At 59.7% G+C, this 25018-nt stretch carries 29 protein-coding genes and 1 pseudogene; 18 read left to right on the forward strand and 12 right to left on the reverse strand.

Annotated features, from left to right (window positions below; all coding sequences use genetic code 11):
• The first annotated feature begins 93 nt into the window (after nt 1-93).
• From J2R78_RS08170 to J2R78_RS08185, 4 genes are all read left to right on the forward strand, one after another.
• Complete coding sequence (locus J2R78_RS08170) at nt 94-1311, forward strand: nucleotidyltransferase (RefSeq protein ID WP_253603795.1); 1218 nt, start codon at nt 94-96, stop codon at nt 1309-1311.
• Nucleotides 1308-3035 carry a ThiF family adenylyltransferase gene (locus J2R78_RS08175; RefSeq protein ID WP_253603797.1) on the forward strand — a complete coding sequence of 576 codons (1728 nt, stop codon included), beginning with the start codon at nt 1308-1310 and terminating at the stop codon, nt 3033-3035. Before J2R78_RS08170 ends, J2R78_RS08175 begins: the two co-directional genes overlap by 4 nt.
• Nucleotides 3010-3468: a Mov34/MPN/PAD-1 family protein gene (locus J2R78_RS08180; RefSeq protein WP_253603798.1), complete on the forward strand. Its 459-nt coding sequence runs from the start codon at nt 3010-3012 to the stop codon at nt 3466-3468. The genes J2R78_RS08175 and J2R78_RS08180 overlap by 26 nt, the downstream gene beginning before the upstream one ends.
• A 531-nt stretch (nt 3469-3999) precedes the next feature.
• Nucleotides 4000-4356, forward strand: coding sequence for a hypothetical protein (locus J2R78_RS08185; protein WP_253636002.1), 357 nt, complete (start codon nt 4000-4002; stop codon nt 4354-4356).
• A 512-nt stretch (nt 4357-4868) separates the two neighbouring features.
• On the opposite strand, the gene J2R78_RS08190 is transcribed toward J2R78_RS08185, so the two are convergent.
• On the reverse strand, nt 4869-5231 hold the full coding sequence (locus tag J2R78_RS08190) for a hypothetical protein (RefSeq protein WP_253603802.1): 363 nt from the start codon (nt 5229-5231) through the stop codon (nt 4869-4871).
• Nucleotides 5232-5238: 7 nt separating this feature from the next.
• Between J2R78_RS08190 and J2R78_RS08195 the strand changes: the two genes are divergently transcribed.
• Nucleotides 5239-5445 carry a hypothetical protein gene (locus J2R78_RS08195; RefSeq protein WP_253603804.1) on the forward strand — a complete coding sequence of 69 codons (207 nt, stop codon included), beginning with the start codon at nt 5239-5241 and terminating at the stop codon, nt 5443-5445.
• Between the two features lie 361 nt (nt 5446-5806).
• On the opposite strand, the gene J2R78_RS08200 is transcribed toward J2R78_RS08195, so the two are convergent.
• Entirely contained in the window at nt 5807-6034 is a 228-nt protein-coding gene (locus J2R78_RS08200; RefSeq protein ID WP_253603806.1) for a hypothetical protein, read from the reverse strand.
• A 355-nt stretch (nt 6035-6389) separates the two neighbouring features.
• Here J2R78_RS08200 and J2R78_RS08205 point away from each other — a divergent pair, with 355 nt between their 5' ends.
• Entirely contained in the window at nt 6390-6578 is a 189-nt protein-coding gene (locus J2R78_RS08205; protein WP_253603808.1) for a hypothetical protein, read from the forward strand.
• 93 nt (nt 6579-6671) lie between these two features.
• Nucleotides 6672-7520 carry a sigma-70 family RNA polymerase sigma factor gene (locus J2R78_RS08210; RefSeq protein ID WP_253603810.1) on the forward strand — a complete coding sequence of 283 codons (849 nt, stop codon included), beginning with the start codon at nt 6672-6674 and terminating at the stop codon, nt 7518-7520.
• A 331-nt stretch (nt 7521-7851) separates the two neighbouring features.
• On the opposite strand, the gene J2R78_RS08215 is transcribed toward J2R78_RS08210, so the two are convergent.
• The 3 genes from J2R78_RS08215 to J2R78_RS08225 are packed head-to-tail and all read right to left on the reverse strand — an operon-like array spanning nt 7852 to nt 9636.
• On the reverse strand, nt 7852-8625 hold the full coding sequence (locus J2R78_RS08215; RefSeq protein WP_253603812.1) for an ImmA/IrrE family metallo-endopeptidase: 774 nt from the start codon (nt 8623-8625) through the stop codon (nt 7852-7854).
• A complete protein-coding gene (locus tag J2R78_RS08220; RefSeq protein ID WP_253603814.1) occupies nt 8622-9020 on the reverse strand; it encodes a hypothetical protein in 399 nt (132 codons plus the stop codon). The genes J2R78_RS08215 and J2R78_RS08220 overlap by 4 nt, the downstream gene beginning before the upstream one ends.
• Nucleotides 9021-9030: 10 nt before the next feature.
• On the reverse strand, nt 9031-9636 hold the full coding sequence (locus J2R78_RS08225; RefSeq protein WP_253603816.1) for a hypothetical protein: 606 nt from the start codon (nt 9634-9636) through the stop codon (nt 9031-9033).
• Nucleotides 9637-9854: 218 nt separating this feature from the next.
• Between J2R78_RS08225 and J2R78_RS08230 the strand changes: the two genes are divergently transcribed.
• From J2R78_RS08230 to J2R78_RS08245, 4 genes are read left to right on the forward strand one after another with little or no spacing between them, the layout of a single operon-like run.
• Nucleotides 9855-10238, forward strand: coding sequence for a DUF2604 domain-containing protein (locus J2R78_RS08230; protein ID WP_253603818.1), 384 nt, complete (start codon nt 9855-9857; stop codon nt 10236-10238).
• A 2-nt stretch (nt 10239-10240) separates the two neighbouring features.
• The gene (locus tag J2R78_RS08235; protein ID WP_253603821.1) at nt 10241-10852 is read left to right on the forward strand and encodes a putative metal-binding protein; all 612 of its coding nucleotides are present in this window, start codon (nt 10241-10243) and stop codon (nt 10850-10852) included.
• Entirely contained in the window at nt 10849-11337 is a 489-nt protein-coding gene (locus tag J2R78_RS08240) for a Mov34/MPN/PAD-1 family protein (RefSeq protein WP_253603825.1), read from the forward strand. Before J2R78_RS08235 ends, J2R78_RS08240 begins: the two co-directional genes overlap by 4 nt.
• A gap of 3 nt (nt 11338-11340) precedes the next feature.
• Entirely contained in the window at nt 11341-12894 is a 1554-nt protein-coding gene (locus J2R78_RS08245; protein WP_253603827.1) for an E2 ligase fold family C protein, read from the forward strand.
• Nucleotides 12895-13129: 235 nt separating this feature from the next.
• Here the strand turns inward: J2R78_RS08245 and J2R78_RS08250 are convergent, their stop codons facing one another.
• Together J2R78_RS08250 and J2R78_RS44965 are read right to left on the reverse strand one after the other, a co-directional pair.
• The gene (locus J2R78_RS08250) at nt 13130-13390 is read right to left on the reverse strand and encodes a hypothetical protein (protein ID WP_253603830.1); all 261 of its coding nucleotides are present in this window, start codon (nt 13388-13390) and stop codon (nt 13130-13132) included.
• Nucleotides 13391-13397: 7 nt separating this feature from the next.
• A complete protein-coding gene (locus J2R78_RS44965) occupies nt 13398-14213 on the reverse strand; it encodes a reverse transcriptase domain-containing protein (RefSeq protein WP_309145039.1) in 816 nt (271 codons plus the stop codon).
• Nucleotides 14214-14733: 520 nt separating this feature from the next.
• Between J2R78_RS44965 and J2R78_RS08260 the strand changes: the two genes are divergently transcribed.
• A complete protein-coding gene (locus J2R78_RS08260; protein WP_253603835.1) occupies nt 14734-16962 on the forward strand; it encodes a recombinase family protein in 2229 nt (742 codons plus the stop codon).
• 27 nt (nt 16963-16989) lie between these two features.
• Here J2R78_RS08260 and J2R78_RS08265 read toward each other — a convergent pair.
• Nucleotides 16990-17496, reverse strand: a pseudogene (locus tag J2R78_RS08265) (reverse transcriptase domain-containing protein); the annotation flags it as partial.
• A gap of 784 nt (nt 17497-18280) precedes the next feature.
• On the opposite strand from J2R78_RS08265, the gene J2R78_RS08270 reads away from it, so the two are divergent.
• The 3 genes from J2R78_RS08270 to J2R78_RS08280 all read left to right on the forward strand — a co-directional run bounded on the left by J2R78_RS08270 (nt 18281) and on the right by J2R78_RS08280 (nt 20758).
• On the forward strand, nt 18281-18430 hold the full coding sequence (locus tag J2R78_RS08270) for a hypothetical protein (protein WP_253603838.1): 150 nt from the start codon (nt 18281-18283) through the stop codon (nt 18428-18430).
• A 664-nt stretch (nt 18431-19094) separates the two neighbouring features.
• Nucleotides 19095-19640, forward strand: coding sequence for a DUF4760 domain-containing protein (locus tag J2R78_RS08275; protein ID WP_253603840.1), 546 nt, complete (start codon nt 19095-19097; stop codon nt 19638-19640).
• Nucleotides 19641-20365: 725 nt separating this feature from the next.
• Nucleotides 20366-20758 carry a hypothetical protein gene (locus J2R78_RS08280; protein WP_253603843.1) on the forward strand — a complete coding sequence of 131 codons (393 nt, stop codon included), beginning with the start codon at nt 20366-20368 and terminating at the stop codon, nt 20756-20758.
• Here J2R78_RS08280 and J2R78_RS08285 read toward each other — a convergent pair.
• The 3 genes from J2R78_RS08285 to J2R78_RS08295 all read right to left on the reverse strand — a co-directional run bounded on the left by J2R78_RS08285 (nt 20744) and on the right by J2R78_RS08295 (nt 22704).
• Complete coding sequence (locus tag J2R78_RS08285; RefSeq protein WP_253603845.1) at nt 20744-21058, reverse strand: hypothetical protein; 315 nt, start codon at nt 21056-21058, stop codon at nt 20744-20746. The genes J2R78_RS08280 and J2R78_RS08285 overlap by 15 nt on opposite strands.
• 5 nt (nt 21059-21063) lie before the next feature.
• Nucleotides 21064-21225, reverse strand: coding sequence for a hypothetical protein (locus J2R78_RS08290; RefSeq protein WP_253603847.1), 162 nt, complete (start codon nt 21223-21225; stop codon nt 21064-21066).
• Between the two features lie 360 nt (nt 21226-21585).
• Nucleotides 21586-22704 carry an IS630 family transposase gene (locus J2R78_RS08295; protein ID WP_141343495.1) on the reverse strand — a complete coding sequence of 373 codons (1119 nt, stop codon included), beginning with the start codon at nt 22702-22704 and terminating at the stop codon, nt 21586-21588.
• Between the two features lie 201 nt (nt 22705-22905).
• Between J2R78_RS08295 and J2R78_RS08300 the strand changes: the two genes are divergently transcribed.
• Nucleotides 22906-23190, forward strand: coding sequence for a hypothetical protein (locus tag J2R78_RS08300; protein ID WP_253603849.1), 285 nt, complete (start codon nt 22906-22908; stop codon nt 23188-23190).
• A gap of 19 nt (nt 23191-23209) precedes the next feature.
• On the opposite strand, the gene J2R78_RS08305 is transcribed toward J2R78_RS08300, so the two are convergent.
• Entirely contained in the window at nt 23210-23380 is a 171-nt protein-coding gene (locus J2R78_RS08305) for a hypothetical protein (protein ID WP_253603851.1), read from the reverse strand.
• Nucleotides 23381-23945: 565 nt separating this feature from the next.
• On the opposite strand from J2R78_RS08305, the gene J2R78_RS08310 reads away from it, so the two are divergent.
• Nucleotides 23946-24164: a hypothetical protein gene (locus J2R78_RS08310; RefSeq protein ID WP_253603853.1), complete on the forward strand. Its 219-nt coding sequence runs from the start codon at nt 23946-23948 to the stop codon at nt 24162-24164.
• 166 nt (nt 24165-24330) lie between these two features.
• Nucleotides 24331-24519: a hypothetical protein gene (locus J2R78_RS08315; protein ID WP_253603855.1), complete on the forward strand. Its 189-nt coding sequence runs from the start codon at nt 24331-24333 to the stop codon at nt 24517-24519.
• Nucleotides 24520-25018 lie beyond the last annotated feature (499 nt).

Here is a 25018-nt window from a genome sequence, read left to right on the forward strand (position 1 = left end):
CGACTCGGTATAGAGTTCACGTTTTATCCTCAGAGCTCAACCGCGCAGTTTGACAATCCACATGCGGGTCTTGGGCGTACTTGGAGGCCGCCTGTGGACCAGCAGACGCTTACCCGCGAGAGTGAAGAGTTCCTGGAAGACCTTGCCGAAGAGCTGAGCGTGCCGCCCAGCCGTTACGAGCAGGCAGAGCGAAGCTACAAGTCTCTGGGGGATTGGCTTCATCGCGATGCTTCGAGCGTTCGGCAATACGAACCGAAAGTCTACGTGCAGGGGTCCTTTCGGCTCGGCACCACGATCCGTCCTGCGAACGAGGCCGAGGAGTACGACATCGACTCAGTCTGCGAATTTCAAAAGCTGTCCAAGGCAGCGCTCAGCCAGCAGCAGTTGAAGATCCTGCTCGGCGCAGAGATCGAAGCGTATCGCAAAGCGCAAAGCATGAACAAACCGCTGCGCGAGGGCCGTCGTTGCTGGGTTCTGGATTATGCCGACGGCGCTCAGTTCCACATGGACGTGGTGCCTTCAGTCCCTAATGGTCAAAGCGCCCGCTTCCTCCTGGAAGCCCGGGGCCTCGATGCGCGCTGGACCGCCAGCGCGATCGCCATCACCGACAATGAATGCCAGACCTACACTGCGGTCACGGAGGATTGGCCGCGATCGAACCCCAAAGGCTACAGCGAGTGGTTCAAAAGCCGGATGGCCGCCGCTCTCGAACGGCGTAAGCGCATGCTGGCGGAGAGCACACGGGCCAGTGTCGAAGCGATCCCCGACTATAAGGTGCGCACGCCTTTGCAGGCAGCGATCATGATCCTCAAGCGTCACCGCGATCACAGCTTCGAGCAACGCAAAGACGAACGGCCGATATCGGTGATCATCACCACCCTCGCGGCACATTCCTACAATGGCGAGGAGACGATAGGTCAGGCTCTGGTCGCGATCCTGTCGGGCATGGACAAGCATATCCTCTGGCACAACAACCAGTATTGGATTCCGAACCCGACCGACCCGTTGGAGAATTTCGCCGACAAATGGGCAGAGCATCCGGAGCGCGCCAAGGCATTTTTCGAGTGGTTGGAGAAGGCCAGGACAGAATTCGCTCGAGCCGCCCGTTCGAGCGACAGGAACCTGATCACCGAAACCGTGGGCCGCGGTGTCGGCGGCTCCCTCGCCGACCGGGCAGCGCGCCGCCGCCGGCCTCCGACACGCCCCACGCTGCTGAAAACCGCATCGGTGGCGCCGGCGAGTGCAGGTCTGTCCTTTCCCGATAGGAGCCGCGTTCCGACGAAGCCGCAGGGGTTCGGCAGCGTAGGATGATCTGGTGGCTCGAAAATCCGGGACGGGCTCGAGCCGAGCGCCAGAGCGTCGCCGAGCTAGCCGAGCGGGTGAGCTGGCTCAAGAATTTGCGCTGGTACCTTTCGGATGGTGCCGCGCTTGCCGTCGACTTCGAGATCGACCACGGCGGCCACGGCGTTCCGCTCACGATGACCTATGCGGAATTTCACCCCAACGCTCCGCCCATCGTCGTCCCGCGCGATGGAGGTCGATTGTCGAGCCATCAATACGGTGCTGGCGGAAACCTCTGCTTGGAATTTCGCGCGGACAACTGGGAAACCACGATCACTGGAGCCATGATGATCGAAAGCGCTCATCGGCTGATCGCCGGTGAACGCGATGGCGATGGACCGGAATTGCCGTCGGCTCACTCTATCTCAATCGGTCAAAGCGTCCGCGGCTCGTACTTCCGCTTCCTGCTCACTTCGGCGATCGCAGCTCGCCTAAACGCGATCGAACCTGGCCAATCAGTCGAGATCGGCGTGGCGGAAAAGTACCATGCTGAGACGTTCACCGTCACGATCGCCGAGATCGACGGCGCCATGGACGTGCGCGCCTGGCCGCAAGGAATCCGCGAGACGATCAAGCGAGGCTATGCCATTCGACTTCCGGTCGGAACACCGTTGCCGGCTGCGACCCAAGACGGCATAGCAACCCTCCTCGGTGATCTCGGGTTCGCGACGATCCGTGAGCAGGTATTGGCCCCGACTGGCGAAATGGACCTGGTGTTAGTATCCGGAACCGACATAGCGCACTTTTATGCCTATGATAGCAGTCAGAAGCGCTACTTCGGACGCTCGCGGATCCTCGACGTCGGCGCCGGCACTCGGCTCCCGGACAGCTATGCTGTTCTCGCGGGGAAAAGCGTCGGCATCGTCGGATGCGGCTCCTTGGGGTCCAAGGTCGCCGCGATGCTGGTGCGCTCGGGGGTGCGCCAGTTCACGCTTGTCGACGACGACGTTCTGTTTGCGGCCAACATCGTCCGAAATGAGCTCGGCGCTGCAGCGGTCGGTGCCCATAAAGTCGATGCGCTCAAGGCCCGGCTCACGGACATTGCAGGAGCAATCAACATCACGGTGCGGCGCGTTGCGTTGGGTGGACAGGAAAGTGCGGATTCCACCGACTCCGTCATGTCGGCTTTGCGTGCCTGTGACCTGATTATCGACGCAACCGCCGATGCGCACTGTTTCAACTTTTGCGCCGCCGTCGCCAGGGAGAGTCTGAAACCTCTCATATGGGGAGAGGTGTTTGCCGGCGGGATTGGCGGCCTCGTGGCACGCGTTCGATCGGGTCACGAACCTGAGCCCCAGACAGCTCGCAACCAGATCAACGGCTGGTGCGAAGCGCATGGCATTCCTGCTCCGCTCGCGGGTCTTGCCGCACCCTATGCGACGGCAGCGGGAGATGGTGCGTCGCCGCTCGTGGCCGACGATGCTGAAGTTTCCATCGTCGCCGGACACCTTACGCGTTTCGCAACGGACGTTCTTGTTCGCCCTGACGAAAGCGCGTTCCCCGCGCCGGCTTATGCGATCGGCCTTAGCCGGGCTTGGCTCTTCTCCGCCCCATTCGAGACCTGGCCCATTCAGCTCACCGGCTCTAAACCTTGGAAAACGGAGCGAGACTCCGCGTCGGCCGCCGAGAGCCTCGAATTGCTTCGTGAACTCTTGCCCTCGGCATTCAATGGTCACGATCAGTCTTCCGAGTGACCACCGGGCGCGCTTCCGCAAATGCCTAAGGCGAGCCGGAAGTCGCGAGATCGGCGGTATTCTGATGGGCGAGCAAATCGCACCAGATCATTTCCGTGTCGTCGATTTTTCAGTCGACGCAACGACCGGAACGGCCGCTCATTTCGTCCGCAGCCCTGACCATCACGCTGAGGCTCTTGAAACCTTCTTCCGAAAGACGGGATCTGACTTCAGGCGCTTCAACTATCTTGGTGAATGGCATTCGCATCCGAGCTTCCCGGTAAGCCCGAGCCAGGAGGATATGGTGTCCATGCAAAGTCTGGTTGATGGGGAGAGGGACATAGACTTTTCTGCTCTGATGATCGTCAGACTGAGGTGCGTCCTCCTCCTCGAGGCAGCCGCTTACATGTTCATCCGTCGTGGACCGCCTGCCCATGTGGTACTCACCACGTGATAGCCGTATGGAGGCATCCGTTCGGGAAGCCGCCGCAAGGCCGAGGTGAGGCGCTCGCGTGCCCATGCGACCGCTTTAGCCTTGGCGTCCTTTTCGTTGTCGGTGACGCCCTGCGCTACCACATCGTCGCTGGCGTCTGTAACACACCATCTCCAGGCGTCCCGATAGTGAAACGTATCGAGACGCAACACGTCGGCGTTGAACGTATGGCCGGCCGCGCTCTTGCTCCATTCCGCTGACATCTCGCCGGTTCCAGCACTGCGGACCGGAAGCAAAACATATTAGCCCATTGAAAACTATTCGGAACCTCCCAATTAGCGAAGGAGCCTAAAAGGCTCGCCTTCAAAAGAATCTGCTTGGAAGAACCGGGACACCCTGTAGGGTTATCTCCGTGGGAAGTGATTTGAGGTGAGAACGGCCTCCTCACGCGCCTCGCTCATCCAGTGAGGCAAAGTAGCCGCAAGGTGAAGAGATCCAGGTTGGCATCTGGCAAACTTCATTGGAACTTCTAACGACTTGGGGCTCCGTCAGATGGCGGGGCCCCTAAGCGTTTGGGGCGACCTTCAGAAAGCCCTTCTGCCGCCGGTTTTCGATCTTCTAGGCTTTCACCGGATAGAAGCTCAGGACGTGGTAGCGTCCCTGCTCGTCCCGGTCGAGGTTGATCGCCACCAGAACCATGCTTTCGGCCGCGACCACGTTCCTGACGAGCTCGATTCCAGGGTTCTTGTGATCATCCCCGATATAGAGAGTGCCGGTCAAGCACAGCAGGAATTCATGGCTATTCAGATTACGGTGTGGGATCTGATGGTCGTTTCCGATTATCCAAAGCGAGACCCGGATCTGGTCTCAGGCTTCGCCCGAGCCCCCGGAGACCGTCCGGTCTGGTAGCCGAATCCTTGGGTTCTCCCCGGCCGCGTGGAGCGGCTTTATTGACTCTCACCGCGAGTCGGTCTGAAAGCATACAGACCGTCTCCCTGCCATACCGCTGCTCCCCCGAGGACGCGGCTTTTCTGGACGACTGCCGCCGGGTCTACTCGGCGGCGGTCCGGACGGCTTATGCCAATGCCGCCGACGCGGCCGGCGCCCCTTGAAGCAGAAGCCGCTGCGGGACCTGGTCAAGTCCCGGTTCGCCGGTCGCGTGCTTGACGCCTGGGCGCTCCACTGCGCCACCCTGGACGGGACGGACCTGCACAAGCGAGTGCCCGATGGGCGCATGGTGTTTGGCGGCCGTAAGAACCTGGAGCGTCGGCAGAAGGGTCTGCTTCAACCCAAGGATTGGAAGCGCATGCGGCTTCGCCCTATGACCATTCGCGGCGACAAGCAGTACGCCGGCAATCGCCACTTCAAGCTCAGCCCGAACGGACGGAGCTGCACCTTCACCATGCTCCAGGGCGGCAGGGTCAAGGCAGGCCGATGGTCCGCCGCAACTTCACGGTGCAGCTGCCGGAGATGATCGGCAATGCCGGCGAGGTGCTGCGGCAGGCGGCTGAACCCGCCGTCGCCAGGAAGATCAATCTCACCTTCTGGACATTGACGATAAGAAGCTGCACGTCACCCTCGATCCTGAAGATCTGCCCGAACATCCCGAGCGTCGGCGGGCGGCACCCCGCCTGATTACGCGGGCGGTCGGGCTCGACCTCAATCCGGGCTGGATCGGCATGGCCGCGGTCGAGAACACCGCTGATCCCGGCCAGCTCGAGCAAGCCGCTGGATTGGCCGCTGGTGGAGCTCACGGCCACGCCCGGCACTTCGCGCGAGAGCATTACCGAAATGCTGGCTCAGGTCTGCGGTCGCGCGATCGCCATGGCGCGCAGGTTCGGCGCCGCGACCATTGCCGTCGAGGGCGGGCTCGGCAAGCTGCGCAGCACCCGCCCGGCCCGCGATCTCAACCGGACCATCAACTACTGGGCCACCGCCGCAAGGCCAACCTTGCCGGTATCACCGTGGTCGAGGTCGCTGGCGTCTATTCGACCGTGATCGGCAATTTGGCGTTCGAGGCCCCCGATGCGTGTGCCTCCGCCATGGAGATCGCGCGCCGCGAGCCGCGCGCACAAAGCTCAAAGGCCTCCTCCCGGTCTTCGAGGAAGGGTGGCGCGACGGCCTGCGGAAAGGATCTCGCGCTGCCCGCCGAAGCCGAAGGTTGGGCGGAGGTCCACCGGGCCCTCACAGCGGCGAAGCTTGGCGTTCGCCGCCCGCATCCGAGGCTGATCGCAGCGGACCCCGGAGGCCGCCTGCCTGGCGGCATTGCGGTGCGACGGCTCGGCCGGCGCCGGCGACCCGGGCTCATCGCTCGGCCCGTCGGCATCGGCCAGCCCAAGCGCGACAGTTCGGGAAAACGTCAGTTGGCCGCAGGTTCAACACCGTAATCCGAATAGCCGAATTCATTTGGGTGAACACGCTCGGCGTGGACCTGGGCACCGACGCTGAAGACCACGTCCCCGAGTGCCAGCTGCATTTCCACCGCCCTGTTGATCTTTGCCACCGGCAGTCGTCCCAGCAGCAGCTCCTTGCGCTTTTCGCGCTTCGGCTTGCTGGCGCGCTCGTTCTGCCGGACCTCCCTGTTCATGCTTCGAAACGATGTCCATTCATTCCATTGCGACCAGCACACGACAGCCTCGGGCAGGATGTGAGCTGAGCCGTTCGGCGCCGCGACAACCGCTCTGACGCTGCTGGAAGTGTCCGACCGTGTAAGCCGACCAGCGTTTGAATTTCAACTGTTTCAGGTCGCCAGGTCGAATTCTTGCCGTTCCGCCCCAGGTTTCGTTCTGGACCGTATCGGTGGTGCGCTGCAAAACCAAAAAAATCTCGAGCAGGCTATTCCGCTTTCGATGCTTCCCTGCGTGCACCGGGTATGTCGCCCTTCTCAAGGCCGCTCCGGAAGAGCGCGCCGGACGGGCCGACGCAGTTCGAAAGGAACCACAATGAACGGGAAGCTCATCGGCATCGTGTGTGTCGCCGTCGCGATCAGCATGCAGGCGGCAACGGCACAGGAGTGCCGCAAGGTCTATGTCAACAACAAGCCGGTCACGATTTGCCCGAAGAAGCAGGGTCCGATGAACCTGCCGAACCCGACCGTGCCACCGAAGAAGCCGACATCGCACCGCGCGTAAATCTTGGCCGCCCGTGAGCTCATCCGCCGGCGGGCGGCCTTTTTCAAGGCACAAACCGTCCTAAATCCAATTCAAGCATCGAGTGGGTGTCCCATGCGCAAGTATCTACGTGTTCTTGTCTGCTTGCTCTGCCTCGGCCTGACGACGACGACAGCGTCCGCCCAAGCGCTTATCGTCGCTCGCGCGGTCTCAAGGGCAATCGTCCGTGATACAGCCGCGATCGTGGCGTCCCGAAATTCGCTCTCTTTTGGCAGTTCGGCCATGGAAAGAGCGATGCAAGCAACGGCATCGCAGCGCAGACTTTCCTTGCTCGACAGTACGGCGCTGAGCACATCCGTGTTCGTGGGCGGGGACATGTCGAGTACGTGGGCTCGGAGCAAAGACAACGACGTAACCGTCGTGGATCCGTTTATCAGTTCGAACGTCAAGGAGTTCTGTGCCGAAAAGGCCGACACGCCCGAGCACAATCGAGCGAGCAAAGCGTTGATCGCAGCCCTGAACACGGATGCTGACAAACGCCTACGACGCTACCCGTATCTCGGCTTGGAAGCCGATGACGTCTCAAGCGAGATGATGATGAAGATTCTGGCCAGGTGTCCCTCTCTGTCCGCCCTGCCGGATGGCAGGCTTCGGGCTTACGTGCTGAAGGCAATGAGAAACCTGCTCACCGACGAGGGGCGACGCATTCGGTGGACACCTATCGAAAGTATCGATGAGCGGGATGCCGACCCCACCCAACTTCTCTCGCAGAACGTCGAGTACAGAGACGTTATCAGCAAGCTACAGGATTCTCTCAATTCCAAGCAAAGGCAGGTACTCGAAGGCCTCGTTGCGGGTCACGATCAGAAAGCAATCGCAGCAGAGATCAACAACTCGACGAGATGGGTGCGCACGCGTCACGGCCAGATCCAAACCAAGTACCAGAACTTGAGCACTCATTAGCCCGCCTAGAGTGACGGGTTCGCACCGGCGAACCCGTCCGAACTGGACGCCATTGAGTTCTGCATGGATCTTTGTGAGCATCTATTCCGGCGTCCCTCATAATGACCTTATCGAAGAGATCCGCCTGGGCCGAATCCGAGGGACAACAAGTCAAAAATGCGATGTCCGCGCTGGGCGCGGCGTAGTTGATCTCATCGGTATCTCGGCTATTGCCGGATCGTATCGATGACACTCGTGGCCACGAAGTTTGGCGAGAGCGAAGAAAAACCTTCCAGGCAAGTAACCCGATGAGCTCAATGTCCGAACATAGATCAGTCGTTCGATGGTGACGTCACTCGCGCAACATTTTCGTATCCTTGAATAGCAATACCGTGCAGATCTGGTCGTCCGCGACCCGGAAGGTCTCTTCATAGACGTCGAAGTCGTCCGCTCCTCTCCGAGAGAACCAGGCGTCGGCGCCGATCCGTCTTGGTCCACCCTTGTCGTCCTGTTTTCCGAACAATGCCGCAAAGGCGTAGCTCTCGTGATCCAATTCATCGTTCGGGAACCAATGTTCGGGCACACTCGGTGCCCTTCGGAACCAAGCGCGCCCTTTTTGGGAATGGGACACCAGCATTATGGGAAAATGGTTCGTTTCGGCGATCTTCAATATTGTGGCCGTGAGGCTCGCGTCGAAAACTTCGGCGATTTCTCTCGCGGCCTTGAGGGTGAAGCGCGACACAGATTTCAGCATAGGCTCGAGCAGATACCGCGGCAGAAGAAGATCCGATGCGTAGTCGTCGGCGACCCTTTCGGGGTCGGTGGCTGAGCGTCGACGGTTACCGATGTCGTCCGACCGGCAGATGAGGCATCGTCCGCGGTGATGATGCCAATGCCCAAGTTCGTGCGCGATCGAAAATCGCTTTCGTCGGGGCGATGCCTTGGCGTCGACCGTGATGATCGCACGGTCGCACCGTCCCACGATCCTGGCTTCGCAAGAATGCAATTCCCGTACGTTGATGCGAACGCCAAGCTCCCAGGCGATGGCCTGGAGATCAATCTCTTCGGGTCGGTCGATCCCGAAATCTTGTAGCAGCAATTCCGGCAGTGTGAGGCGGCGGCTCACGGCTGGTCTCGATCCTCTGCTTCCCAGGCGTCGAGCTCAGCAAGATCCTCATCCAGGCTGGCGGCATCCGCCTCCGCATTCGCGCTTCCGCTTCTCGCGGCCAAAGTCATCTTCTTGTCCAGGGCGGGATCCGATCTTCGCAAAGACCGCACCCGTTGGCCATCAGTCCTTATTCCCGCGCGCGTTGTCGGAGCGCCGGCGACATGAAGCGCCGCATCGGCCTTGGCGCGGGCCAAGCGTAGCTTCCCGACCATTCCTTTCGCACGGCGGAGGCTTTCGCGCGATGCGACGACGTCGGCTTCACCGACGAGCTTAGAGATTTCCGCTTCATTCAAACCGAGAATTTCCTCGATTATTGCCTCGTCGAGACGATCGACACGCTCTTTTTCGCTCATCGCCGTGTCCTCAAAGCGGTACGCCGTCCGGGAACCCTACCTGCAATCTACGAATCCATCGTTTTCGGATAGCGGCCAACCCTTTCGTGTCCGTGCCAAGCACCTCTTCGAGGTCTTTGCCCCGCTGACCATCGGCCAGCGCCTCGACCAGAAGCTCGAGTTCGTAATCCCCAGACGCCAACCGCCCCGTTCGCTCGATCTCTTTAGTATACATGATGCCTGCCAAAGCTTGGTCTTCGGGTGACGGCGTGTTCCGGTCTGCCGGCTCCGGAGTGTCGCCGGCGCCGTACTCCGGCACGTACACGAGTTCCAGCCCGGCGTTCTCCCGCGCCCTTTTCCGGGCCCTGGGCGTTTCCGACGCTATGCTTTTGATGGTGCCGGCGAGGAATTCCACGATGCCGAATTCGATCTTGCAGGTCCGGCTCGACAGGACCCTCAGGAAGGCCTCCTGTCTCAAATCGTCTTCCGACATGTCCGTGCGAGGCGCAAAATGACGCGCCACCATCGTCAGTCGACGGTGGTCGTCGTCGCTCAATCTATCGAGCGCCGCCCGGATCTGTGCCGCGGTATAGCGGCCGGCGTCCGGGCCACACTCCTCTGAATCGTCGGACCGCATAAGGCCCCCAGTTGGGCAACCTATTCATTAATGCGTCGGCGAACCCGGATTCGGACAACAATATTTTTAAGTCCGAATCTGCGCCGGCAAGCGCATGAGGTTGTAGATGGCAGCGCGTCAGCTGTCCACGTACCCGCGGGCATTGCCCGGAAAGGTTAGTTAACATGTCTGAATCGGGGAATAAATCGGCCGAGCAGCTCGAGCGCGAAGCCGAATTCTTGAAGAAGGAGATCGAGGGCGTCGAAGACGTCATTCGGTCCGAGGAAAAGATCAAGCACGATCTCGAGAAGCACGAACTCGAGGAAGAGGCGCGTCGCGAGCGTGAGAAGCACGACCACGATCATGGTCACGGCCATTTCGTGCGGATCACCATGGTGGTCAACGGCCAGCCGGTCGTCGTCGAGGCCGAACCGCAGGAAAAGCTGGCCGAGGTCCGGCAGAAGGCCCTGAAAGAAACCCAGAATTTGGCTCAGCCGCCCGAGAACTGGGAGATCAAGGACGAAGCCGGGACCCTACTGGATCCGGAGAAGCGCGTCGCCGAATATCACTTCGGCAAAGAAGTGACCCTCTTCCTGAGCCTCAAGGCCGGGGCTGCCGGCTAACCGTGGCACAAGTCGTCGATCCAGAGGTTTCGCGCGCAAAGTTCGACCGAGAGGTCGCGGCCTACCGTCGCATGGAGGCGGCCTACCGTAAGCGGGGATGGCTGCTGCTCGATGCCGATTTTCCTGAAATCTTCGTCGTCTTCGCAGCGACGAAGATTCGCCCTGCGCCGATCGTCGCCGGGGTCGTGGTCGACTTCACTGACTACGATCTGCAGCCACCGTCGGTGCGTTTCGTTGACCCTTTCACGCGGGAAAAGATAATCGCCTCGGACCTCCAGTTTCAAATGCTGCGGCGCCAACCGATGCCGGGCGTTCCGCCGGAAACCATTGCAGCGATGGTGCAACAAGGCGCTTTGCCCGTAACGCAAATGATCCAGGCCAACAAAGCAGACGATTTTCCCTTCATCTGCTTGCCGGGTGTCCGGGAATATCACGACAATCCAGCGCACACGGGGGATTCATGGTTGCTGCACCGGGGTTCTGGCGAAGGCTCTTTGGTTTTCATTCTGGAGAAGATCTGGGTGTACGGAGTGGATCCGCTCTCGGCGTACAATCTGCAGATTCAAGCGAAAGTCGTCGGGCTCCTACCACAGGCGCAAGGAATTCCCGAATGAACCGGTTGGCCGACGTGGAGAAGGTTCTCGTCAAACGGCGAGACGCACAACTCGTCCATGCCCACCTTCGCGACGTCGGCCGCCAAGGATATGAGGGCTTAGGGCTATGGGCCGGCAGGCAGTCCGGATCGGTGTTTCAGGTGGATCAAGCGATCATACCTGCCCAGCGCCACATCCGTACCGCCGACGGCGTTTGCGTCATCACTGGTGCCGACGAACTGCATCGCATCAATGTCTGGCTCTACAAAAAAGGCTTGGTGCTGATCGCGCAGATCCACAGCCACCCCGGCCGCGCCTATCACTCTAGCACCGATGACGAATTCGCGGTCGCCACGACGGTCGGCTGCTTCTCGCTCGTCGTGCCCGATTTTGGCGCCGGACCGCTCGATATCGGTCACTTCGCGTCATATCGACTGGACGCATCCGGAAGATGGCGTGAAATTCCGGCCGCGCGCGCGGCGCGAACCATCGTGATCGAGGACTAGATAATGGCCTTTGCCAATTTCTTCGACCGCACCGTAACGGCCGCGTCACAGGTACTCTCGAACTTCAATGTCGAGTCGTACAACGCGACCCTCTCTGCGCATACGGTCGGCCTTTACTTCGATGAGCAGGCAGCCACGTCACCCGAAGGCCGTGCGACATTGGACCTGTGCGTCAGGATCCTGGCACGCCTATACCCATCGATGGTCATCTCCGGCGTCGGACGGGAAGCCCAGCCCCTCGCGAAGGAGCTGGCTGTGCTCGCGGCTGCTATCAACGACCGCATAGACTTGCCGACTGACATCTCGGGTTCGTCGGTCGCGATCGTTGTCGGCAAGAGCGGCCTGGCCGGCGAGATGACGAAAATTTTCATCGGTTCGGACGGCTGGCGGGCACGCCTCTCTCGCGGCGCACCGATCGGATCCGGATCGACTCCGAATCCGTTTGGCGCAGGCGCTGCCGCTTGTTTTGCAACTGCAAACGTGTTTCGGTTCGTGTTTGCGTCTCAGCTTGTGTGCGGCGATCTGGACCGACAGATCGACGTTTCGTTGTTCGATTACAACCACGAGAGCGGCTCAGGTCCAAACCTGCCCGACTGTATCAATCTAGGGGATGCATATCTCGCCGGTCTCGGCGCGATCGGACACGGTGCGATGTGGGCGCTTGCCCGGCTGCCCGGCCTCGTCGGAACCCTGAACACGGTAGACCACGACATCGTCGACCTATCGAACCTACAGCGCTACGTCATGGCGTTGCAGAAGGATCTCGACAAACCGAAATCCAAACTGGCGCGCAAATTGCTGAAGCGGGAAGGTCTGCGCATCACCGCGCATCCGCTGAAATGGGGCGATTTCGTCGCCAAGCGCGGGAATCGAAACTTCGAACGCGTCGCAGTCGCGCTCGACAACGCCGCAGACCGTATCAGCCTTCAAGCGTCTTTGCCGCGCTGGATCGTAAATGCATGGACCCAGGAGCTCGATCTTGGGATTTCGAGACACGGCTTCGACGACGGCAAAGCTTGTCTCGCCTGCCTCTATCTGCCCTCCGGCCTGGTCAAGAACGAAGACGAACGGGTTGCCGAGGAACTGAGGTTGCCCGAGGCGAGACAAGAGGTCCGCGACCTTCTACAGAAAGGTGAACGTGTCTCGGAGGACTTCGTGCAGCGTGTCGCGACCGCCTTCTCCATTCCTTATGCCGATCTGCAGCCGTTCGTCGGTCAGCCACTGCTCAACTTCTATCAAAGGGCGATCTGCGGCGGGATGATGATCGGTCTGACAGGCACCGGCAACGCCGGCACGGCAGTCGTTCCGATGGCGTTTCAATCGGCGCTCGCCGGCCTGGGACTGGCAGCCGATCTCGTGAAGCATGCTGCGGGCTTACCGATACCGCCGTCCACCAGTACGCGGGTCAACCTATTGCGCCCATTGGCTCCCGTTCTGGCCGATCCGCGCGCCCGCGATGCCTCCGGCAGGTGCATCTGTTGCGATCAGGACTTCCTTGCGGCTTACAGACGAAAATACGCCGGCGGCCGGACGACTAACAGGAAAAGCGGTCGATAACGATGGGTTGCAGCGATGCGATCTTCTCGAGTGGCTTTCGATGTCGCGATCTGCTTAGGTCTCTTCGAAAGCTTGCGTGTCCCTCGTCCTTTCGATGCAGCAATCTGCCGGCCGAGCGTTGGACCGTTTAGATGTGCTCATGGTCAGGAAATCGATCCGGATCTCGGGCCGCGAGGAGGATAGCGCACTCTAATCCGCGACCTTGACCCGATCGTGAGCCGGTCGAGGGCTCCCGTCATATCGCGCAATGGCGCATCACGGTCTCTGGCCGCCGCTCGCCGCGCCGCTGACGTGAGACGGCCGCGAACCGGCCAAACTCGATCAGCCGCGTCTTGTCCTCATGAAGCGTCCGGCCGAAGTTGGCCAGCCGCGCCTTGAGGGCCAAGAGCATTTCCTGCGCATCGGCCTTGCTGTCGAAGCCCACGACGAGTCGAGTCGCCCGGGGGAGTTTCACCCCCAGGCGCTCACAGATCCGGACGTGAACGTCTCCGCTCATCCGGCTCTTACCGTCCAGCCGCCGTCTTGTGCAGCATCGGCCAATGGGCCAACAGCGTGGGGGTGCGGCAAGCAATGTCCCGTACCCAGTGCTCTGCCCGTCTTCGATGTCGCCGCAGACGTTTGTATTTCGACATCGCCCATCGCGCGAGACATCGGTCGAGATGGCGTAGTGTCGGGTAAAGCGCCGATTTGTAGTACCGACCATAGTAGTTCATCCAGCCTCGAATGATCGGGTTGAACATCCTCGCCAGGTCGTCGATCCTCTTATCCACCCGGCAGCGTAGTTGCCAGGCACGGATTTCCTGTCGGATTGCCTTCGTCGCGGCATTGCTGACACCGGGGCTGAAGTTGACGAAGTGCTTTCCCCAACGGTTCTTCGACCGACGGGCACGAAACGTGTAGCCCAAAAAGTCGAATTTCTGTTCAGGATAATCACCTCGCCGGTCGTCATCCTTACAATAGACTATCTTCGTCTTGTCCGGATGAAGCTCCAGTCCGCATTCGGCAAAGCGCTTCGCAAGCGCCTCCTTCAGTTGTTGTGCCTGCCGCTCACTGTCGCAATGGCAGAGAATATCATCGGCATAACGCTCGAACGGGATGCTCGGATGATTTCTTCGCATCCACACGTCGAACGTATAGTGGAGAAAGAGATTCGCCATCAGCGGTGATACCACCGAGCCCTGCGGCGTGCCCTTCTCACGGGGTTCAAGGGTGCCGTCTTCCAGTTGAACGGGAGCTTTAAGCCACCGTTCAATGTACAACAACACCCAAGCGCAGTCCGTGTGCTTCCGAATCGCCTTGAGCAAAAGCTCATGCGATATCGAGTCAAAAGACTACTCGACAGACTACCCACCACCGCGCTCATCATCTTGGCGACTATCCCGATCAGGTAACCGTCGTTCGGTCGCGCCATCCCTTTGAGGGATCTGCGCTTAATGTGCTTGGCTGGTGTCATCGACGCGGCGAACTTCATCTGACGCTTGTACTGCCCGATGGTACCCGTGCCCTTGTACCGGCCGCGTGGACAGATCTGCCTATCGCACAACATCTACCGCGTGCAAGCCCGCAATGCGCTCGAGCGGCATTCCTGGCTTCCCACGCCGAGCTGCTGCACGCCCGGACGATCGTCGACGCTTTGCTGCGGCAATTGGATGCCGCGCATACTGTCCTGCCACCGGAATCGGAGGACGGCTATGCAGCAGCTAAGCTTTCTCGACCCACCACCTCAGCGCGGGGCCGTACCCGTATGGGAGGCCCTCGATAAAGAACAGCGCGCACATCTCGTGCTGCGACTCGCCCGACTAATCGCCCGAGCAATCGCCACTGCCGGAGATCACAACGATGAACGAACTGAGCAAGATCACCGCTGAGCACCTACGCCGATGCGCAATCGTCTACGTGCGTCAGTCCAGTACGACGCAGGTCGAGCATAATCGCGAGTCCACTGCCCGTCAGTACGAGTTAGCCGAACGCGCCGCGCGGCTTGGTTGGCGACGCGATCAGGTGAAGGTCATCGATGAGGACCTCGGTATTTCCGGTTCCGGCCTTTCCGAGCGCACCGGCTTCGCGCGTATGACCGCGGAGGTCGGCCTCGGCCAGGTGGGCATCGTGCTCGGCTTGGAAGTCTCGCGACTAGCGCGCAATAATGCTGATTGGTACCGTCTGCTCGATCTATGTGGCCTGACCCACACGCTCATCGGTGATGGAGATGGGATTTATCATCCGGGCTTGTTCAATGACCGCCTGGTGCTCGGGCTCAAAGGTACGATGTCAGAGGCAGAGCTGCATGTGCTGCGTGCGCGGCTGCTCGGTGGCATCCGCAACAAGGCCGCACGCGGAGAACTGCACCGCGGGCTGCCGGTGGGTCTGGTACGGGGCGACGCCGACGGGGAGGTGCTGTTGCATCCTGACGAGTCGGTGCAAGCCGCGATCCATGCTGTCTTCGACCGCTTTGCCGAATTCGGCTCGGCACGACGCGTATGGCTGTGGTTCCGCTCGCAAGGCCTGCGCTTTCCGCTGCACTCCTACAGCCTTGTCGATCTCCGCTGGGTCGCCCCCACTTACACAAAGATCCACCAGGTCCTCACCAACCCGTTCTATGCCGGCGTTTATGTGTATGGCCGCACCCAGCAGACATGCTATCTCGATGCGGGCGGTCGAATCCGAAAGCGCATCAGACAACGCGACCGCGAGCAGTGGCCGGTGTTCATTCGTGACCATCATGCCGGATACATCGATTGGAACACCTTCGAGGCGAACCAGAAGCGCCTGGCGCAGAACATCCGTCCTCGACCGCACCAGAGCGGGGGTGCCGTGAGAGAAGGCGCAGCACTCCTGCAAGGCCTCGCCGTATGCGGACACTGCGGTCGGCGCCTGGCCGTACACTACAGCGGCCGGTTGTCGGCGCCCGGATATCACTGCGCCGGCAAGAACATCGTCAACGGCCGGGGCGAGTACTGCCTCAACATCGGCGGTGTGCAGATCGATGCGGCTGTCGCCGAAGCGTTCCTTGCGGCTCTCGCGCCCGCAGGCTTGGAAGCCTCGCTCCAGGCGATCGAGCAATTCGACGCCGATCACGAGACGACTCTCGCGCAGTTCCGTCGCGACGTCGAGCGTGCGCGCTACAACGCGCAGCGCGCCGAGCGACGCTATCGCGCCGTGGACCCGGAGAATAGACTCGTCGCGCGTGGACTCGAAGCAGAATGGGAAAGCGCTCTGCTGGAACTGAAGACTGCCGAATCCGAACTCTCGGACCGCGAACATGCCCGACCGCGCTCGCTTACGCACGAAGAACGCGACGCGATCCTTGCACTCGGTAAAGACCTCAAGCGTATCTGGTTCGCTCCCACGACGAGCGATCGCGATCGCAAGGAGTTGCTCCGCACGTTGCTCGACGATGTCACCTTGAGAGTCGAGCGCGATAAATACAACGCTCACCTGACGCTGCGTTGGCGCGGCGGTCTCTTCTGTGAAGTTAATGTCCCATTGCCGCACTCGCATCCATCGCCGATCCGCACCGCCGACGATACGATCGATCTGCTGCGGCGACTGGCTGCACATTATCCCGACACCAAGATCGCCGGCCTCCTCAATCGCCAAGGCCGTACAACGGCCACAGGACTGTCGTTTACGGCAAATCGTGTGTCGAGCCTGCGGACGCACTGGGAGATCCCGTGCTTCGAGCCGAAACAGCAAGTGCAGGACGGCGATTGCATGACGATCGAGAAAGCAGCACGCGCTCTCGGGATCGCACCCTCTACTTTGCATCGCTGCCTCAACGATGGCTTCATTGCCGGAGAGCAGATCACACCTGGCGCGCCGTGGCGCATCCGTATCAATGACGAGTTGCGGTCGCGCTTTGTGGAGAGCGCGCCTGAAGGTTACGTGAAGATGTTCAAGGCCATGAATCTACTCGGCGTCTCGCGGCAAACCATCTTGCAACGTGTAAAGCGCGGCGAGCTCAAGGCCGTTCACGTCTATCGCGGACGGGCAAAAGGCATACGAATTCAAGTACCTGCAGTTGCTCCGGACCTCTTCGACCCTCTCAAAAAAACTGAAGGTGTAGTATGACGCAACATCCAAGTAGTCTTTCAGGTCCGCATCCACGATCCACTCGTTTCCAGCCTCCACTTCGCGCCAGATCTTGGCCAGGGCATCGGCGGTCTTGCGACCCTTGCGATACCCAAAGCTGCTCGGATCAAAGACCTTCTCAAAGATCGGCTCCAGGCGATTTACCAGCGCCTGCTGGCAGACCCGGTCGTAGACCGAAGGTATGCCGAGAGGTCTTGTCTTGCCGGGAGCCCCTCTTTTCGGGATCTCCAGTCGTCGCACGGCTTGCGGCCGATAGGTCCTCTCTCGAAGCTCGCGATGGAGCCGCTCCAGATTCGCATCCAGCTCGGCCTCAAATTCTCCGATCGTCACCCCATCTGTGCCGCCTGCACCCTGATTGGTGCGAACGCGCTCCCACGCAAGCTTCAAGTTCTTGCGTGAGTAGACTTTGTCCACCAGAGAGTGGACCTTCTGCTTCTGACCTTCGAGCACCAGATGATCGGACAGTCTCCTGGAAGCGTGACGTTCGGGTTTTTCACAAAGGGAACTTTCCATCTTCACGCTCCTTTCTCATCCATCTCGATGCATCCTCGCTCGATCCGTTCACGAACGTCCTTCCCCGAACCACTCTCGGTTCGCCGTTTCCGGTCACGCGAGTTGTTCGTCTCGCGCTTCAGGTACTACTCCGTTCTCCGACTCCTGCATGAGCCTCGCTTTCCCACTTCGCTTGCGCTTATAGGGTTGCTTACCCGGCTTGATGGGCCGGGACCTATGCAGGTCTCCTGGGGTCACGCATGAATCTTCCGTATCGTGCCGTCAGCAAACACCTTGGTTCGATGGGTGAATGAGTAACGCCTTCGCCCCCATAGTGCGGGCTCGACCTTGCCCCATCTTTGGCCGACCTGTTCATCGTCGGGGTAACCCCCATTGATTGCAGCCCGATACTTCTCCTCAAACCCTTCGGATTCCGGATCGCTCCGGACACCCTGTCCTCCACCGGCTTCCACCGCTGGCCGGCGAGGCATTACCCCCACCTTTGGATACGGCGCCCCTCATTCGAGCGCCGGAGGGACTTGAACCCTCCTGACTCATGCGCTGCCCAGCGCACACTATGGACCAGTCCGACTCCCGACCTCAGCTCGGACCGCGGCTCTGGCAGTGCCTTGCCGTTGTCCCCCACTGGAGACCAATCCAGTGGACCCGGTCGGGCCTCTCATGTTCCGATGATTGCCTTCCATGCGTGATGCGGCCATCGACCCCGACGGAGCGGCATCGTCTCGCGTAACGACGATGCTCATGCTGCCTTCGTGACTAGGGAACACACTCGGCCTCCGCGAACATGGTCTCGTGGCTGTACGCGGAGATCGACGACAAGGTGAAGGCCTTCCTCGCGCGCCCGATCGAGGATGACTGGCCGTATCTTCGCGGCCGGGTGGAAGCGACGGCGGTGGTGGCTGCGTGGCCAGCCCCGGCTGCTTATCAACCGTAACCGCGGTCCAGAGCGCGCCCCGTTTGCCGAGGGATGCGGTGGGACTGGGGTCCGGCAGCGACTTGGTTTGGCTCACCAGCCATCCCATCAGCCTTTACCCTATTGAACTGCCCACAATCTTAGCGTTAGTATGCGGCTTATTTCGACTTAAGAAGAATACTTAGATGGATAGGAGAGTGACCGATGAAAGCGAAAATGCTTGCGACGATATGCCTGCTGTTGGCCACGACTGCCACCGTCCTTCGCGCAAAACCTGCCGCTATTTTCAACTTGGAAGAATGAAGGCGGTTCTATCCTGACGATCTAGTCAACTTCCGCGATTCCTTCAGCGGCTCGTTCACCAATTTCGCGCCGGGCTTCGAGTGTCAGGCAATACCGTATACGCGACGGGCTTGGTGAAACCGAACGGTGCGGTACTGCTCACAGTCACATTCATTGACTGCAACACGGTAACAAACTGCCATGGACAGCTTCTGGGCAACCAAATTCCGACTCGCTGGAAGCTGATCTATTCCGACAAGAAGAATTTCACACAATGTACGGCAAGAACGTTTTTGTCCGCCAATAGTGCCGAAGCTTCTCATGAATTGAGACGAGCGGCCCTGCTGCCCGGTCCGCTCCGGACCCTCGCCATACACGACGGTGGCCTGTGATCGAGTATTGGATGCTTCCGAAAGGCGAAATATGGGGCTCAATTCCCCAGTGGTTGGCAGCGGCGATTGCATTTGTCGCAGCAATCATCGCAATTTCTTCTATTCATGTTCAGCGGCAGATCGCCCGCAAGCGCGCCACGATCGATTTCTTCTTGAAGGCCTCAATGGACAAAGAGTGCCTGGAAACCTACGAGACTTTCAAAGCCGAGCTCGCAAACATCAAAAGCCCGGGCGTTCATTTTGAAAGCTACATTAAGACGCCCGCGTACAAGAAGGTACGTATCTGGCTAAATATCTGCGAACTAATATCTGTTGGCATCAATCGCCGCGTTTTCGATGATCGCGTGGCATTTGATTGTTGGGGGGACTTATTACCCTGGTGCTACGACGAGAGCGAACCCCTCATCGAATGGTTTCGACAAAAGCAGGGAAGCGAGTTGTCGTATATTGACCTAGATACAGTAAGTAAGCGATGGCAGAAGCGCGCTGTTCGGGAAGACTACGCAGGCAAAGCAAAACGACGCGCAATCGAAAGAGTCAATGGACCGCTCTATTAGGCGTTCTCTGGAAGGCCAGCCTGCTAGACTGATCATTTCGACGTCGTCCATCGGGCCTAGCACGCCAACAGCGCCCACCGTGCAGTCTCCCTCCCTTAAGGCCCTTAAGGGGAGGAGAGACGTATTGATGGGAAACGTAGTGCACGGTTGCTGCACGGCGGTTGCATGATCAACCTAAGCGTCTGATAATGCTTGAAAACAACCGTCTGGAAGCGACCATGCAGCAACCGTCTCACGGTCGATCGTTGCACGGTCAGATGCACGGTCGAACAAGGTATCTCTATTTCCTGACGCACGGGCGGGCTCATCATGGATTATCACTTGGACCCTCAGCTCAGCGGACTACCGCGAGCCTACAGGGAAGACTTTCGAATAGGTGAAGAGACGCGATTCTCGATTGAGCTGCTGCAGACACTGGCTTCGCTGATCTCACCTAGTCACCGCCCGGTATATGCAAGCGAAGCTCTTGCGACAGAAGTACTTAGCTCAATATGGGAGGAGAGTGACTCTCCTGCCTTTTTTTGCCCTGGATTGCCCAGGGGTCAGGAGAGCAATCAAAATGTTGAATGAGCCAGTCGACCGGAGGCACGATGCTTCCCCCCCGCCCAAACGGGAGCCCCGCGAGCTGCAATCCACGTAATACACGCCGTCTATCCAATCCTGCGCGGACACGTAGAACTTATCGAGACCGTGCCACTGATCTCGGTCGAGCACGATCCCATGCAATGAAGCTGATGATCACCTTGGACGACAGGAATAAGCTCGCCCGCGACAATCACCAAAAAGGCTGGCACTACCACTATTGTGATTCGAAGGGGCAGCGCTCTGACACGATGCTGTCATTCGACACAAATCAGCGGGATTGTGTCGACAAAAAAGGAGCGATAAAAGACTTGCCGCTCTTTTGGGAACGGCACGATGAAGGTAAAGCGAAGTTTCGGGCCAAAGCGCAGTTGTGGGGCAACCCGAAACGGGAAAGCATTTGGTCTTCAGCTTTCCCCGAGGTGAAAAAGCACCCGCTTGACGAGTTTAGGAGGCCAAAAAATGAGGCTTTGCCGGTTTGGCCTCTGAACGCAGTTCTGAGCCTAAGGCCGCATAGCCAGTCAACCACACGCTAATTTGTAATCAGTCGCCCGATTGTCTCCCGACTTAACGATCTCACCGACTTCCACCAACTTCGCCAACGGTCGCGGGACGGCCTTGCGTTCTTTAAGCTCGGCTAGCCCGCTCCACCTCCGATCTATGTTGAGCGCCGCTATGGAACGGTCAGCGACACTAATGTTCAACACCCGACTGCAGGCGACGCGCTCGGCGCGGTTGGCCTTCATGGCCTGCTTATCCAATTCGTCGACAGCCTCCCAGAGCAGATCGAGCTCGGTGATGTCGCGGCCTATCGAATGGTTGGTAGTGCCGTGCATGTGGCTCAGTCCTCTTTGCGCTTGATGATCACGACGACAACCAAGGTCCTGCGCAGCGGGCAATGGCATCGTGGTCTGGCGCCGGCCGGGCTGCGAACAACGCCGACGAAGACGGCTTGCACCATCTCAGTGCCGATGTCATGCACCGGAATATCTGGTGCATTCACGCAATTGGCCCGATATTTGAAACCAAAGGTGATCGCCGCTAGGTCACTCAGATCGAAAGGGAACCCCGAATATGGTCACGGGCAGATTCACGGTTAGCGGCGTACCTCTAACAACACCCACAGTGAAGGTAGGTGGGCGCGACGTATTGACGTCGTCGACCGTCGTCTCTCGCGAGGATGAGGATGTTGAAATCCGCGTGCGCGACCTGACGTTTATCCTTTCGTTTAAGAACACTCCTTCCGGAGACATGAACCTGAATGCCCGAGATGGCCGACGGCGGCATCGGCAGAGCGCTGCGTTTCGCGCTAGAGAATTTCAACAATCCTCTCGGCATCGGATATCACGCGGAGGTCGGAAATCTAGTGTCCTGAACCAGAAGTTCGCAACATCGGGGCTTGTTTTGCCGGGGCATTGTAACGGCAGAAGCGCTCGATGGAAGCAAGGATATCATCGGCGGATTTGGTCCATCGGAACGGTTTTGGATCGGCGTTGTGTCGTTCGATGAACGAGGCGATGTCCGCCCTGAGGGCGGCTACGCTGCGATAGACGCCGCGCCTGATCTTCTTATCGGTGAGGAGCGCGAAGAAGCGCTCGACTTGGTTGAGCCATGACGAACTGGTCGGGGTCAGGTGCACGTGCCAACGCGGCCTTTTGGCGAGCCATCTCCGGATCATTGGGGTCTTGTGCGTGACGTAATTGTCCATGACGAGATGGACGTCGAGTTCGCGCGGTACGGCAGCCTCGATCTCGTCAAGGAACTTGCGGAACTCGGCGGTGCGGTGGCGCCCGTAGCATTTGCCGATGACCCGTCCCGTCGCAATATCGAGGGCGGCGAACAACGATGTGGTGCCATGCCTTTTGTAGTCATGGCTCCTTCGGGCCGCCTGGCCGGGACGCATCGGCAGCAACGGCTGGCTGCGGTCCAGCGCCTGGATTTGGGACTTCTCATCCACACACAGAACGATGGCGTGCTCGGGTGGTGAGACGTAGAGGCCCACGACATCGCGCACTTTGGCCACGAAGTTCGGATCGGTCGAGAGCTTGAACGTCTCCATCCGGTGCGGCTGGAGCCCGAAGGCCCGCCAGATGCGTTGGACCGTCGATACCGATAGGCCGCTGGTCTTGGCCATGTCGCGGGAGCTCCAATGAGTGGCGTTCTCAGGGCAACTCTCCAACGTCCTCACGATCACGGCTTCGATGCGGGCATCGTCAATCGTGCGCGGCGCGCCGGAACGCGGCTCGTCGTGCAGCCCGGCCACACGCTGTGCCATAAAGCGCCGCCGCCACTTGCCTACGGTCTGCCGGTCCAGCCCGAGCTTGACCGCCACTTCCGTGTTCTGACCACCTTCCGCACAGGTCAGCACGATCCGGGCTCTCAGAGCCAGCGCCTGAGCCGTCTTCCGCCGCATCGTCAGCGACGTCAGTTCAGCCCGCTCATCATCACTCAATATCAGGGGGGCAAGTTGCTGGACCGCCATTGGAGACTCCGCCGCTGTTTGCCTCCATCCTTGGCACAGCGACGCGAATCTACTGCGAATCTATGATTGCGAACTTGTGACTCGGGACACTAGACGGCCGAAGACTCCACCTGGACCTCTACGTGCTTTCTGTCGGATCTCCTAAAGTGAAGAACCGCATGATCGGCTACACGTTCAGCCTCTCGGGCGGAAACTAACGTCATGGCCGATCGCGTTGAACTGCCTAAAGACAAGCAGTTGGCTTCGATGGTCCTTGAAGCTGACAAAAACAAGCAGGAAATGGGCTTTCTCGGGAAATTCTTCGGGGCCAAGGAACATGCTGCTACTTACTTTGCTGGCATCACCATACTCGTGACGCTCATCGCGGCAGCCACGCTCGCGTACAGTGACCAGGGCCTCCGAGGTGATGCCATGAAGGCTTTCGTGGGTCTCGCGGCAACAGCCTTAGGGTATCTCTTCGGCTCAGGCACTCGCCCAAGAATTTGAGGTAAAAACTGTCGCCGCGTCACGACGGAGATCGCCCCTTCTTGGCGGAGCGCGCCGTGAGGTGCGTCGTGTGCCCCGACATGCCGAAGTCCTGGCTGACGGTGTCGATGTCGAAGGTCTGGTCGAAATACTCGAGCGAGAGAGCCATGCTGGCGGCGACTGCGGCGTCGCCGACCACGGTTGCCCTCACTTGAACTCATGCACGCCTTCTCGTTGGCCTGCGCTTTGGCATGCGCAGCAACCTGATATTGAATGATCTCGGCGTATTGGAGAACCCTCTTCTGCCTTGGATGCCAGGACTTGATGTCGACCCTGAAGCCTTGGCCGCCTGCACGTTGTGGTCGACGTTGAGGTGCAGGCAGTCTGACTTGACCGGCATCGAGTTCTGATCGACATAGATCGAGTAGGTGCCGGCTGTCGAGGCGAGAGTGGCCTAGTAAAACACTCCCTGCGAGCCGCCCCACCAACGCGCCATCACGCTCGTCGAGCTTGTGGATGACATAGGCGAAGCTGACGTTGTCGGAAAGCTTGACGAAGTCCTGCTCGAGCATCTCGTGCAGCTTGGCCGACGGGTCGTGAGCCGTGAACGCAATCCTCGGTCCGATGTAGTCGAACTTGACATTCATCGTGACAAAGTACTGCTCGCGCCGCGCGTCATGACCTCGACGGGGATCTCGTCATCGCCACCGATCTGGGCGAATGTGTCGTAGGCGCCCTCCAAGCTCATCGGAACCTTGCATTGAAAGGTCGACGTTTTGCGCGTGGTGTTCTGCTGGACCTGGCCGCGCTCAATAGGCGAGCACATCGGTCTCGGCCTCGTCCAGGAAGGCGGCAAGCTAGGGCAGCTTGGGGCGGAGCTGATCGGCGACGCGGCGCCACTGGGCCAGGCGGCGTGGGCATCGTCCTGGGCAAAGGCGGTGGCGTGGCGGAAACGACGCGCCGTACATGAACCGGTCAATCGCTTTGGCGAGTGACATTAATTCGGGAGCCATTCCAACGGAAACTGCGGGTGTTGGCCCTGAACCTCCTCAGTCGACCTGGTGGCCATGGGAGCCGTGATACTGTCAAGTCGCCATTCCTCTATTGGAACGCCAGGACCTTGCAGCTGTTTTGTCTGGAAACAGGGTCGGAACCGCGGACGTGGCAGACGAACTCGAATATTCGGCGCACCGATTAGTGGTCATCGAACAGCCTGGCGGCGGTTTCCTGGTCGAGATCACGCCTCTCGGGGGCGGCCAAACCGTTAGGACGATGACCTATCAGAGCACGCTGGAAGCGATTTCCGCAGCGAAGATCCGCAGCGAAGAGGTGCGTCGACAAACATCCTGAACACAGGCGATAGAGCCCGCTCTGCGGCACACGCCCGCCGTTTTGGACCGGCAATCGCACTTGCCGATGCGGCGGCGCTGGCGCGCCCTACCCAGAATGCAGGGGGCCGAAACCGGATGATGAACTAACGGCGCGTCCCCGGCGGCGCATCCGTAAACCACGGGCTGAGGCCTTAACGTTAAGCAGAGTCGCGAGGACCGCGCCCACGTGGCATCGTGTAATGTCAGAGATATTCGTTTTCAATTCGTCAAAGCCATTTTCAAAAGTTCAGTGATTTGAATCAATGATCGTGGAATTCGCTATCGTGAGCACGATCATGGGATCTGTGCTCGCGCTGTACGCAAGTCAGCATCGCTCGATCGTCTTGGAGACGTGCGCGGGCGCGTTGCTGATTGCCGGCCTTACTTGCGTTGGCGCGGGCCTCCCGCGTGTCTAACCCCATTGTTGCACTCGCCCCGGAGTTGCGGTTGAATACCTATTCCCATCCATATGCGATGGC

Origin of the sequence: Bradyrhizobium sp. USDA 4538 (assembly GCF_024171045.1) — a bacterium.
GTDB lineage: Bacteria > Pseudomonadota > Alphaproteobacteria > Rhizobiales > Xanthobacteraceae > Bradyrhizobium > Bradyrhizobium australafricanum.

What these genes read in the sequence shown, in the direction of transcription:
- J2R78_RS08250 (WP_253603830.1), bottom strand. Translation starts at nt 13,390, where the DNA reads ATGAGCGGAGACGTTCACGTCCGGATCTGTGAGCGCCTGGGGGTGAAA.
- J2R78_RS08200 (WP_253603806.1), bottom strand. Translation starts at nt 6,034, where the DNA reads ATGAACAGGGAGGTCCGGCAGAACGAGCGCGCCAGCAAGCCGAAGCGC.
- J2R78_RS08260 (WP_253603835.1), top strand. Translation starts at nt 14,734, where the DNA reads ATGAACGAACTGAGCAAGATCACCGCTGAGCACCTACGCCGATGCGCA.
- J2R78_RS08185 (WP_253636002.1), top strand. Translation starts at nt 4,000, where the DNA reads ATGGCGGGGCCCCTAAGCGTTTGGGGCGACCTTCAGAAAGCCCTTCTG.
- J2R78_RS08175 (WP_253603797.1), top strand. Translation starts at nt 1,308, where the DNA reads ATGATCTGGTGGCTCGAAAATCCGGGACGGGCTCGAGCCGAGCGCCAG.
- J2R78_RS08275 (WP_253603840.1), top strand. Translation starts at nt 19,095, where the DNA reads ATGCTTCCGAAAGGCGAAATATGGGGCTCAATTCCCCAGTGGTTGGCA.
- J2R78_RS08195 (WP_253603804.1), top strand. Translation starts at nt 5,239, where the DNA reads ATGCTGGCTCAGGTCTGCGGTCGCGCGATCGCCATGGCGCGCAGGTTC.
- J2R78_RS08270 (WP_253603838.1), top strand. Translation starts at nt 18,281, where the DNA reads ATGGTCTCGTGGCTGTACGCGGAGATCGACGACAAGGTGAAGGCCTTC.
- J2R78_RS08210 (WP_253603810.1), top strand. Translation starts at nt 6,672, where the DNA reads ATGCGCAAGTATCTACGTGTTCTTGTCTGCTTGCTCTGCCTCGGCCTG.
- J2R78_RS08180 (WP_253603798.1), top strand. Translation starts at nt 3,010, where the DNA reads ATGGTCACGATCAGTCTTCCGAGTGACCACCGGGCGCGCTTCCGCAAA.
- J2R78_RS08220 (WP_253603814.1), bottom strand. Translation starts at nt 9,020, where the DNA reads ATGAGCGAAAAAGAGCGTGTCGATCGTCTCGACGAGGCAATAATCGAG.
- J2R78_RS08225 (WP_253603816.1), bottom strand. Translation starts at nt 9,636, where the DNA reads ATGCGGTCCGACGATTCAGAGGAGTGTGGCCCGGACGCCGGCCGCTAT.
- J2R78_RS08240 (WP_253603825.1), top strand. Translation starts at nt 10,849, where the DNA reads ATGAACCGGTTGGCCGACGTGGAGAAGGTTCTCGTCAAACGGCGAGAC.
- J2R78_RS08280 (WP_253603843.1), top strand. Translation starts at nt 20,366, where the DNA reads ATGAAGCTGATGATCACCTTGGACGACAGGAATAAGCTCGCCCGCGAC.
- J2R78_RS08300 (WP_253603849.1), top strand. Translation starts at nt 22,906, where the DNA reads ATGGCCGATCGCGTTGAACTGCCTAAAGACAAGCAGTTGGCTTCGATG.
- J2R78_RS08245 (WP_253603827.1), top strand. Translation starts at nt 11,341, where the DNA reads ATGGCCTTTGCCAATTTCTTCGACCGCACCGTAACGGCCGCGTCACAG.
- J2R78_RS08295 (WP_141343495.1), bottom strand. Translation starts at nt 22,704, where the DNA reads ATGGCGGTCCAGCAACTTGCCCCCCTGATATTGAGTGATGATGAGCGG.
- J2R78_RS08205 (WP_253603808.1), top strand. Translation starts at nt 6,390, where the DNA reads ATGAACGGGAAGCTCATCGGCATCGTGTGTGTCGCCGTCGCGATCAGC.
- J2R78_RS08285 (WP_253603845.1), bottom strand. Translation starts at nt 21,058, where the DNA reads ATGCACGGCACTACCAACCATTCGATAGGCCGCGACATCACCGAGCTC.
- J2R78_RS08190 (WP_253603802.1), bottom strand. Translation starts at nt 5,231, where the DNA reads ATGCTCTCGCGCGAAGTGCCGGGCGTGGCCGTGAGCTCCACCAGCGGC.